The organism is Sphingomonas oryzagri (assembly GCF_029906645.1).
Lineage (GTDB): Bacteria > Pseudomonadota > Alphaproteobacteria > Sphingomonadales > Sphingomonadaceae > Solisphingomonas > Solisphingomonas oryzagri.
In genome coordinates this window covers 26,140-37,548 of the sequence record NZ_JARYGZ010000004.1, presented here as the reverse complement: position 1 = coordinate 37,548, position 11,409 = coordinate 26,140, and the positions used below count along the sequence as shown (strand labels likewise).

The 11,409-nt window shown below is 65.2% G+C and carries 6 protein-coding genes; 5 read left to right on the top strand and 1 reads right to left on the bottom strand.

Annotated features, from left to right (window positions below; genetic code table 11):
• Window position 1: 1 nt before the first annotated feature.
• The gene (locus tag QGN17_RS18470; RefSeq protein WP_281046240.1) at window positions 2-934 is read right to left on the bottom strand and encodes an ROK family protein; all 933 of its coding nucleotides are present in this window, start codon (window positions 932-934) and stop codon (window positions 2-4) included.
• Between the two features lie 343 nt (window positions 935-1,277).
• Here QGN17_RS18470 and QGN17_RS18465 point away from each other — a divergent pair, with 343 nt between their 5' ends.
• The 5 genes from QGN17_RS18465 (at window position 1,278) to QGN17_RS18445 (ending at window position 11,334) form a co-directional block, all read left to right on the top strand.
• Window positions 1,278-2,504 carry an ROK family transcriptional regulator gene (locus QGN17_RS18465; RefSeq protein ID WP_281046077.1) on the top strand — a complete coding sequence of 409 codons (1,227 nt, stop codon included), beginning with the start codon at window positions 1,278-1,280 and terminating at the stop codon, window positions 2,502-2,504.
• Between the two features lie 24 nt (window positions 2,505-2,528).
• Window positions 2,529-4,472, top strand: coding sequence for a glycoside hydrolase family 2 protein (locus tag QGN17_RS18460; protein WP_281046076.1), 1,944 nt, complete (start codon window positions 2,529-2,531; stop codon window positions 4,470-4,472).
• Window positions 4,473-4,852: 380 nt separating this feature from the next.
• The gene (locus tag QGN17_RS18455) at window positions 4,853-7,870 is read left to right on the top strand and encodes a TonB-dependent receptor (RefSeq protein ID WP_281046075.1); all 3,018 of its coding nucleotides are present in this window, start codon (window positions 4,853-4,855) and stop codon (window positions 7,868-7,870) included.
• A 120-nt stretch (window positions 7,871-7,990) separates the two neighbouring features.
• Window positions 7,991-9,013 (top strand): glycoside hydrolase family 43 protein, encoded by a 1,023-nt coding sequence (locus tag QGN17_RS18450; protein ID WP_281046074.1) that lies wholly within the window; start codon window positions 7,991-7,993, stop codon window positions 9,011-9,013.
• Window positions 9,014-9,051: 38 nt separating this feature from the next.
• Complete coding sequence (locus QGN17_RS18445; RefSeq protein WP_281046239.1) at window positions 9,052-11,334, top strand: GH92 family glycosyl hydrolase; 2,283 nt, start codon at window positions 9,052-9,054, stop codon at window positions 11,332-11,334.
• Window positions 11,335-11,409 lie beyond the last annotated feature (75 nt).

Sequence of the window (11,409 nt, the reverse complement as noted above, 5' to 3'; positions counted from 1 at the left end):
TTCAGACCGTCTGCGCCTCGATCGCCAGCGCGATCGACCCGAGCGGACCGGCGAGGCCGCCCAGCTTCGGTGCGACCACATATTCGCCCGCCGGTGGCAGCGGCATGTAGCCGCCCATGCTTTCGCGCAGCGCCGCATCGATGCGCGGCAGCAGGTGCGCCTGCCCGTTGAGTACGCCGCCGCCGATCGCGATACGGCGCGGTCCGGTCGTGCAGGCCACCGCATGGCCCATGGCGGCGAGCGCGGCGACGATCGGCTCCCACACCGGATCGTCGGCCGGAACCTGATCGACGGCACGCTCGCCGAGCCGCGCGGCGAGCGCGCTGCCCGAGGCCAGCCCTTCGACGCAATCGTCGTGGAAACTGCAAACGCTTGGCGCCGCGTCATCGGGCAGGCGGGGCACGCGCAGATGCCCGATCTCGCTATGCCCGATGCCGCGCGTCGGCTTGCCGTGAACGATCAGGCCGACGCCGACGCCCGTGCCGACGGTGACATAGGCGAAATCCGCCATGCCTTCCGCACAGCCCCAGCGTATCTCGGCGAGCGCCGCACCGTTGACGTCGGTGTCGAAGCCGACAGGAACCGGAAATGTGCGGGACAGGATTCCGCGCACATCGGTGCCCGGCCAGCCAGACTTGTTGGTGGCGAGGATCCGGCCATAGCCGGCGGATACCGGATCGAGATCGAGTGGCCCGAACGATGCGATGCCGAGAGCGGCGAAACCGAACCCGTCATGCCATTCCTCAAGGACGGCAAGGATCGCCGGCAGCGTCTCTGCAGGGGTCGTCGTGGGCACCGTGCGCTGATCGAGGATCAGTTCCGGCCCGTGCGCCAATGTGCACACGCATTTGGTGCCGCCCAGTTCGACACCGGCGAAGGGCAGCGACGACGGACTGCTGTCATGGGTGCCGACACCCCGCTTCTGAACGTTCATCGGATTGCCGACCGCGCGCAGCCGTACCGCCTGTCGAAACGCATCCATCTCCCCTTCGCCACGCGCCGGCCGCCGAAAAGCCGGCGGCGTTTCTTCGTTAAAGGCTTGCGCAGGTTCGCATCTCGATTAATACATCAATTTGCATAATTCAATGGGAGGAAGCGGGGAGGATGAGGGGACGATCGTCGCGCCATGTCGCCGATGACGATCATCGCCGCTGTGCGACCGTTCTGCAATATTCCCGGCCATCTCTGTGCTACCTGTCCGCCATCGAACCAGTCTCTCGGTGGCTCATGACGACACAGTTCCGCTTTCTTCCGTCTCTCTTCGTCGGTCGCGCAGCATGACGACCAGCCCTCCCCGCACCCGCCCGCGCCTCTCCGGCACCAACCTGGAGCGCGCGGCCGATCACAACCAGCGCGTGACACTGCACGCGATCCGCGTCTGCGGCTCGCTGACCCGCGTCGAGCTGGCCGGCATCACCGGCCTGACCGCGCCGGCCATCGCCAACATCACCCGACGCCTTCTCGACGAAGGGCTGATCGAGGAGGCCGGCCAGCGACGCGGCGGGCGCGGCCAGCCGCCGACCAAGCTGGTCGTGCGGCGCGACGCCTGCCATTCGATCGGCGTCAACATCGATCGCGACCATATCACCATCGTGCTGGTGGATTTCGCGGGCGAGACGCTGGCGCGCGCCACCGCGAACGTCGATTTCGCGCTGCCCGACTACGTCCGCTCCTTCTACCGCAAGTCGATCAAGGCGATGCTGAAGAGCGCCAAGGTCGACAAGTCGAAGCTGATCGGCATCGGCGTCGCGGTGCCCGACGATCTCGGCTCGGTCGACCTGCCCGGCCGCCCCGCTGACTACGCACAGTGGGAGAGCACCGATCTCGCCGCCTTGTTCGCCGAGCCGTTCGACCTGCCCGTTTTCGTCGAGAACGATGCGGCGGCGGCGGCGATGGGCGAGATGCAGCTCGGCCTCGGCCAGAAGACCAGCAGCTTCTTCTACATCCTCGTCTCCTCCGGTCTCGGCGGCGGCCTGGTGATCGACGGCGCCTATGTGCGCGGCGCCGCCGGGCGCTCCGGCGAGCTGGGCTTCATGCGCGTCGCCGGACCCGACGGGCCGGGCGAGCAGATCCAGACGCTCGTCTCGCTCTCCGGCCTCGCCCGTCATCTGGCGACCAAGCGCTTCAAGCTGTCCGACGTGATGGGCGAATACACCCCCGCGCCCAAGCTCGACGCCTGCGTCGCCGACTGGATCGAGCAGGCCGCGACGCAGCTTTGTGGGCCACTCGACGCGGTGAACTGCCTGATCAATCCGGCGATGGTGCTGATGGGCGGACGCCTGCCCGGCCGCCTCGTCGAACAGCTCGCCGATCGCGCCAACGCATTGCTGCGCGATCATGCCGGCCAGTTGCCGACGCTCGCCCCGGTGGCGCGCGCCGCGCTTTCGGAGGACGCGCCCGCCGTCGGCGCCGCGATCCTGCCGTTCAGCCACTTCCTGCTCCCCAAGCCGGGAGCGCTCTGGAAGGCTCCGACTGGTGGGGCCATCACCGAAGACACGGCCTGAGGCCGGATAACAACAGGCGAGGACATGCACAGACTGATCGAACGAACCACCCTGGCCCTCGCCTTCGGGCTGCTCGCCGTCGCCAGTCCCGCACAGGCGGGCGATCATGTCTACACCAGCGACCTGATGACCCGATGGGGCAAGCAGGTGACGCCGGACAATGTCTGGCAGAGCTACCCCCGCCCGCAGCTCAAGCGGGCCGCGTGGAAGAATCTCAACGGCCTGTGGCAATATGCGATCGCCAAGGCATCGGCGCCGCAGCCCACGCAGATGGACGGCGAGATCCTCGTCCCCTTCCCCGTCGAATCGAAGCTGTCGCGCGTCGCGCGCAAGGTGCTGCCGGACGATCGCGTCTGGTATCGCCGGAGCTTCACCGTGCCGGCGGACTGGGCGGGCCAGCACGTCATGCTCAATTTCGGCGCGGTCGATTACGAGGCGATCGTCTGGGTGAACGGCGCACCCGTCGGCGCGCACAAGGGCGGGTCGGACGCCTTCGGCTTCGACATCACCGCGGCGCTCAAGCCCGGCCAGAATGAGGTGGTCGTGCAGGTCGCCGACCCGACGTCCGCGGGCAGCCAGCCGCGCGGCAAGCAGTCGCTCGATCCGCACGGCATCTGGTACACTGCGTCGAGCGGCATCTGGCAGACGGTGTGGCTGGAGCCGGTGCCCGCGCTCCACATCGCCGACGTACGCGCGACGCCCGACATCGATCGCGGCACGCTCGACGTCGCGGTGGCGCTCAGCGGCTGGGCGAACGACACCGACGGGGTGCGCATCACCGCCTCATCGAAGGGCAAGGTGATCGCCAGCACGCTGATCCGCGCCAATCGCCGCGCGACGCTGGCGATCCCGAACGCGCACCTGTGGTCGCCCGACGATCCCTTCCTCTACGATCTTACCGCCGAGCTGGTGACGGTGAAGGATCCCTATGCCGGCATCGCCGACCGCGATCACAATGCCTACGACGCCCGCTTCACCAAGCGCGAGGACGAGACCTACGCGGCCGCCCAGCCGACCGGCGCGGTGCGCGACAAGGTCGAGACCTATTTCGGCATGCGCAAGGTTTCGGTCGGCCCCGGCACCATCGCCGGTCAGCCGATGATCCTGCTCAACAACAAGCCGCTGTTCAACAACGGCACGCTCGATCAGGGCTGGTGGCCCGATGGCCTGCTCACCCCGCCGTCCGAAGAGGCGATGAAGAGCGACCTCGTCTTCCTGAAGTCGGCTGGCTTCAACATGGTCCGCAAGCACATCAAGGTCGAGCCGGCGCGTTACTATTACGACGCCGATCATCTCGGCATGCTGATCTGGCAGGACATGCCGTCGGGCGGCGGCGAGGACCAGTTCATCACCGGCACGTCTCAGGCGCAGGCGGTGATGTCGTCCGACATGATGGCCGAGAACCAGAATGAGTTGACCCGCATGGTCGGCGAGTTGCGGCCCTTCCCGTCGATCGTACTATGGGTGGTCAACAACGAGGGCTGGGGCCAGTATGACAGCGCCACGCTCGCGCGATACGTGAAGGGCATGGACCCGACGCGGCTGGTCGACGCCGACAGCGGCTGGTCGGATGTGGCGCCGGGCGTCTCCGACGTGTTCGACATCCACACCTACGAGGACACGCCGCACACCCCTACCCGCCAGAGTGTCCGCGCCATCGTGATCGGCGAATATGGCGGCATCGGCATGGCCATTCCGGGCCACGTCTGGCGGCCGAGCAAGGACAATTGGGGCTATCAGTCGGCGAAGGATTCGGCCGACTATCTCGCCCGCTATCGCAGGAAGCTGGGCGAAGTGATCCGGCAGGCGCGCGAGAATGGCCTCAGCGCCTCCGTTTACACGCAGACCACCGATGTCGAGGACGAGATCAACGGTCTCATAACCTACGACCGCGCTGTTCCCAAGGCATCGGCCGCTGACCTCGCCAGGATCGCGGCGCCGCTATGGGAAGCGGACGGCAAGCACTGACGACCCTGCAGGCGGGCAGCCTCCGGCGAGGGCTGCCCGCCGGTGAGCGGGAGGGGTATGTTGCACCTCGCTGCTGCGTGATTCCTGCAACATTTCAGCGGCGAGATAAGGCGACGGGGCCATTTCACCCACGGCGGGCGAAGCGCGCGCGGTCAGCGTACCTCGAAAATAATCATTTATATCAGTATCTTGAAAATTTTTTGCAGATGACCCCCAGCGCTACGACACATCCAATTGACAAATTGCTTTTTATATTCTGAAATCATCTGACAAACGCCGCCCCAGTGGCGTCCGCCTCGGGCAACCGGGGCAACGGGCGGCGCAACAACAAAACAGGCGTGGTCGGATTGGGCCGCGTCCAGAGGGAGGGACTGTCTGAAATGAACGCTCGTCGTCTATCCGGTGCTCAGGCATCCCGTCGCGCCATCGCGCGGCTGCTGCTCGGCGTCAGCACCACCGCGGCCGTCTCCGGCATCGCCTGTGCGCAGGATGCGGCCCAGCCCGCGCCCAGCCCGATCGTCACCGCGCAGGCCGCCACTTCGGCCCCGCCCGCACCGACCGACACGGCGAAGAGCGGCGCCGGCGACATCGTCGTCACCGGCTACCGCCACTCGATCGAGGCCAGCCTCACCCGCAAGCGCGCCGCCAACGCCTTCATCGACACGATCACCGCCGAGGATGTCGGCAAGTTCCCCGACAAGAACATCGCCGACGCGCTGCAGCGCGTGCCGGGCGTCGTGATCGACCGCGACGGCGGCGAGGGCAAGAGCGTCAGCATCCGCGGCCTCCAGTCCGACCTGACGCTGACCGAGCTCAACGGCAACTACATCGCCACCGCCGACAGCGGCGACCCCTCTCGTTCGTTCAACTATCTGCTGCTGCCGTCGAACATGATCGGCAGCGTCGACGTCTACAAGTCGCCCGAGGCGCGCCTGGACGAGGGCGGCGTCGGCGGCACGATCATCCTCCACACCCGTCGCCCGCTCGATCTGAAGCCCTGGTCGGGTTTCATCTCGGCCGAAGGCACCTATGCGGACGTGACCCACAAGGCCGAGCCGAATCTCGGCGGCCAGATTTCTTGGCACAACGATTCCGGCACGATCGGCTTCCTGCTGTCCGGCACCTACCAGAAGCGCACCAACCGCGAGATGGATGGCGGCACCGAGAGCTGGCAGTGGTGGGCGGATGGCGGACGCGATGGCGGCACGCCGGCGACGGACGTCAACGGCAACACGTTCGAGAACGACGATTCGGTCACCTACTGGTCGCAGAACAAGGGCGAGACCACGCAGAGTGGCACGCACTATAACGGCTATTGGGCACCGCAGTCGGTCGACGAGACGGTGAAGGTCGACAAGCGCGAGCGTATCGGCGTGCAGGCCACGCTGGACCTGAAGCCCACCGACAACCTGCGGATCACCACCAACTATTTCCGCTTCCAGCTCAACCGCACGATCACCAACAACACGATCAAGATCCCCGAATGGGGCTATGACAACTTCTTCACCGACGCGAAGTTCGACAAGAGCGGCACGATCATGCAGTCGGCCACCTTCCAGGTGCCGGCCGACGGCACGGGCTGCCTGACGAACAATCCGATCTGCACGATGGAAACGCCGCAGATGCAGGATACCTACTCGAAAGAGAAGGACATCTCGAACACGCTCGAGACGCATGTCGACTGGCACAAGGACAGGCTGGAAGTCTCCGCCGTCGCCGGCTGGACGCGCGCGACCGGCGGCCCCTCGCAGCAATTCTACGTCGCCGCCAAGCCGCGCCTGACGGGCACCGTCACGCAGAACGGCAACAACCTCAGCCAGTGGGATTTCAGCAACGGCGGCCTGAACCTGAACTTCTCGCCGGAGCTGATGCAGAACCTGCAGAACGGGGTCGCGCAGGTCGACCAGGGCTCCACCGGCTCGGGCTACACCAACGCCACGATCGAGCAGCGCTATGCGCAGGTCGACGTGACCCGTCATTTCGACGGTATCCTCGATTCGATCCAGGTCGGCGGCAAGTGGCGCCTGGGCGAGATCACCCGCAAGACGGGCGAGCTCGACTGGTATTCCGATCCCGCCACGCTGACCCGCTTCCAGGACGGCCCGAACGGCGCCTATGCGGAAGGCGACTTCTTCTACCCGATCACCAACATCCCTGGCGGCTTCAATGCCAGCCTCTTCCCGGCGATCGACGTCCAGAAGTATATCGACTATCTGAACAAGACCTACGGCAGCGCCGTGAAGGTGCCGCAGCCGCAGAATCGCTACGACATCAAGGAGAAGATCTGGGCGGGCTACATCCAGGCCAACTACAAGGTCGGTGACAAGCTGCGCGGCAACATCGGCGTCCGCATCGTCAACACCAAGCAGTCCGGCGTCTCGACCGACACGCTCTATTACGAGAACGACTATTGCGTCGACGGCCCCGGCGGTCCGTTCGATCCGAACCGGCCGCTCGGCCCCGACGGCAACTGCCAGGTCATTCCGCAGCAGGATCGCGAGGTTCGCGTCTACTCGCCGAACAGCGAGAACAAGAGCTATACGGACATCCTGCCGAGCTTCAACGTGGTGTGGAACGTCACCGACAAGCTGCTGATCCGCGGCGCGGTGTCGAAGGTGGTGGCGCGTCCGTCGTTCGACGATCTCGCCTCGGCCCGTTCGCTTACTTTCCACTCGGACGCCTATACCTTCGACCGCGCGCAGTTCGGCGAGCGTGCCGGTTGGTTCGGCAATGGCGGCAATTTCGATCTCAAGCCGTTCTCGGCCTGGGCCTACGATCTTGGCGCGGAATGGTATTTCGACCGCGGCTCGGTTTTCGGCGTCTCGCTGTTCCGCAAGGACGTGAAGAACTTCGTCGTCCCGGTCGTGGTGGATCTCGCGCAGGACGTCGCGGGCCAGAACGTGGTGGTGCAGCAATATTCGACCAACACCAACGGCGCGAGCGCGGTGTCGGAAGGCGTCGAGGTCTATGCCCAGCACACCTTCCCGTTCGGCATCGGCATCCAGGCCAACTTCACCTTCAACCACACCTCGACCGCGGACGTGACGCTCGACGGCCAGAAGATCGGCACCTCGCCGCTGGTCGGCAGCTCCAAGACCCAGTGGAACGCGTCGGTCTTCTACGAAAAGCACGGCATCCTGCTGCGCGCTTCGTACAACCGTCGCGGTACGCAGGTGGAAGGCCTCGTCTCGGGCCTGAACGTCTACAACGACCCGTATCAGCAGGTCGATCTGAACGCGCAATACAACATCACCCCGGCGCTCTCGCTCACCGCCTCGGTCATCAACCTGACCAAGGAGGAAGCGACCTCGCACCTGGGCAACGACACCAAGGCGCGCTTCTATTCGAGCCAGTATACCGGCCGCCGTTTCTACGCCGGCGTGCAGTGGAACTTCTGACGCGGCGCTGATCCCCGAACAGCGCCGGCGCGGCACCGCTCCCCCTTGCGGTGCCGCGCTTTTTTTTCTGATCGAAGGGAGTGGATGAGGCGGATGCGCGGGATCGGATGGTGGGCCGTCATGCTGGCTGTGATCGCAGCACCAGCGCCTGCGAAGAACCCGATCGTGCCGGGCTGGTATGCCGATCCCGAGATCCGCATCCTCGACCACCGATACTGGATCTACCCGACCTATTCGGACGATTTCGGCAAGCCCGACATCTCGCCGCATTTCACGCCTGAACAGGCCCGGCTCCGTAGCGGCGAGCATGTCCGCCCGTCCTACAACCAGCAGACCTTCTTCAACGCCTTCTCCTCGCCCGATCTCGTCCACTGGACGAAGCACGAGCATGTGCTCGACGTCGCAAACGTGAAGTGGGCGGCCTATGCCGTCTGGGCACCCTCGGTGATCGAGGCGGGCGGCAAATATTACATCTTCTTCGGCGCCAACGACATCCAGAACGACAAGGAAGTGGGCGGCATCGGCCTCGCCGTCGCCGACAAGCCCGGCGGCCCGTTCAAGGACGCGATCGGCAAGCCGCTGATCGGCGCCTTCCACAACGGCGCGCAACCGATCGACCCCTTCGTGTTCCGCGACGACGACGGGCAGGTCTACCTGTTCTACGGCGGCTGGGGCCATTGCAACGTCGTGCGGCTGTCGAAGGACTTGCGCCACGTATTGCCCTATGCGGACGGCACGACGTGGAAGGAGATCACGCCCCCCGGCTATGTCGAGGGCAGCTTCCTCATCAAGCGCAAGGGCGTCTATTACCTGATGTGGTCCGAAGGCGGCTGGACCGGGCCGGACTATCGCGTCGCCTATGCGATGGGGCCGAGCGCGACCGGGCCGTTCAAGCCGATGGGGACGATTCTCGCGCAGGATTTCCACATCGCGCGCGGCGCCGGGCACCATTCGGTGGTCAACATTCCCGGCACCGACGACTGGTATATCGTCTATCACCGCCGCCCATTGGACGACGACAAGGGCGAGCATCGCCAGCTCGCCATCGACAAGATGATCTTCAACGCCGACGACACCATCCGCCCCGTCGTGATGACCAACAGCGGGCCTGATCCCCGCCCCCTGAAAGGAGCTTCCCAGTGAACCGCAAGATCGTCCGCGCCCTCCTCCAAGCCGGCACGATCCTGTCGCTCGCTTCGATGGCACATGCCGAGATCCCCACCTCGGTGGCCGACATGGTCAACCCGCTGATGGGCACCGCATCGAACCCCAAGCTCTCCTATGGCAACACCTATCCGGCGGTGGCGGTGCCGTGGGGGATGAACAGCTGGACGCCCGTGACGGGCAAGATGGGCAGCGGCTGGGGCTACACCTACGACGCCGAGAAGATCAACGGCATCAAGCAGACCCACCAGCCCAGCCCCTGGATGAACGATTACGCCGCCTTCGCCTTGTTCGCGGAGACCGGGCCGGTGAAGATCGACCAGCAGGACCGCGCCAGCTGGTTCAGCCACAAGGCCGAGGAATCGCACCCCTACAGCTACAAGGTCTACCTCGCCGATTATGACACCACTGCCGAGGTAACGCCGGCCAATCGCGCCGCCCAGTTCCGCTTCACCTTCCCGAAAAGCGACGACGCCCACATCCTGATCGATGGGCAGAATGGCGGATCCTCGATCCGGATCGACCCCGCCCACCGCCGCATCACCGGCACCGTCAGCAACAACAGCGGCGGCGTGCCCGACAACTTCAAGAACTATTTCGTCGCCGAGTTCGACACGCCCTTCACCGTCAGCCAGAGCTGGGGCGACGACCAGAAGCTCGCCGATGCGCTGACGCAGGACGGCAAGCATGTCGGCGCGGTGGTGTCGTTCAGGACGAAGGACGGCCAGCAGGTCCACGTCCGCATCGCCTCCTCCTTCATCAGCCCGGAGCAGGCGATCCGCAATCTCGACACCGAGATCGGCAAGGACAGTTTCGACCAGACCGAAGCCAAGGCGAAGGCCGAGTGGGAGAAGGAGCTGGGCCGCGTCCAGATCAACGACCCGGACCTCGACAATCGCCGCACTTTCTACTCTGCGCTCTACCGGATGCTGCAATTCCCGCGCATGTTCTTCGAGATCGGGGCGGACGGGAAACCCGTCCACTACAGCCCCTATGACGGCAAGGTGCACCCCGGCTTCCTCTATACCGACAACGGCTTCTGGGACACGTGGCGCGCCGTCTTCCCGTGGTTCGCGCTGATGTATCCGGAACGCGACAGCGAGATGATGCAGGGCCTCGTCAACACCTACAAGGAAGGCGGCTGGCTGCCCGAATGGGCCAGCCCCGGCTATCGCGACGTGATGATCGGCTCCAACTCGGCGAACATCATCGCCGATGCCTATGCCAACGGCGTGCGCGGCTTCGATGCCGAGACGGCCTATCAGGCGATGATCAAGAACGCGACGGTCGGCACTGGCCGCCCGACGGACAAGAAGGGCGAGACGATCTCGGCCGAGGGACGCGAGGGCGTCGACTGGTATAACAAGCTCGGCTACGTGCCCTACGATGTCGGCATCAACGAGAATGCCGCGCGGACGCTGGAATATTCGACCGCCGATTTCTCCATCTCCCAGATGGCCAAGGCGCTGGGCAAGACCGGCGACGTCGCGCTCTACCAGAGCCACGCGCAGAATTACCGCAAGCTCTACGATCCGCAGACCGGCTGGATGCGCGGCCGCAACAAGGATGGATCGTGGGAGACGCCCTATAATCCCTTCAAGTGGGGCGATGCCTTCACCGAGGGCAATGCCTGGCACTATAGCTGGGCGGTGATGCAGGACGTGCAGGGCCTGATCGACCTGATGGGCGGCGACCGGAAGTTCGTCGACCGGCTGGATTCGGTGTGGACCACCCCGCCGGTGTTCGACGACAGCTATTACGGCACGACCATCCACGAAATCCGCGAGATGCAGATCGTGAACATGGGCCAATATGCCCACGGCAACCAGCCGATCCAGCACATGATCTACCTCTACGACTGGGCCGGCCAGCCGTGGAAGGCACAGTATCACGCGCGCGACGTGATGAAGCGGCTCTATGCGGCGGTGCCGGACGGCTATCCGGGCGACGAGGACAATGGCCAGACCTCGGCCTGGTACGTCTTCTCCGCGCTGGGCTTCTACCCGGTGACGCCGGCGACCGGCCAATATGCGATCGGCAGCCCGCTGTTCCGCACCGTCACGCTGAAGATGCCGACCGGCAAAGTGCTGACCATCGACGCGCAGAACAACAGCCCGGCCAACGTCTACATCCAGTCGGTGAGCCTCAACGGCAGGCCGGTGGACAAAACCTACCTCACCCATGACGCACTCTCGCAGGGCGGCACGCTGCGCTTCGTGATGGGGCCGACACCGAACAAGGCGTGGGGCGCGAGCAAGGCGGCGGCGCCCTTCTCGATGACGGCGGCGAAGGGGCAATGATGGCTCCTGCACAAAAGGCACCGTTCGCACTGAGCCTGTCGAAGTGCGTGCCCCAAGCGCTGCGCCTGCAGCACG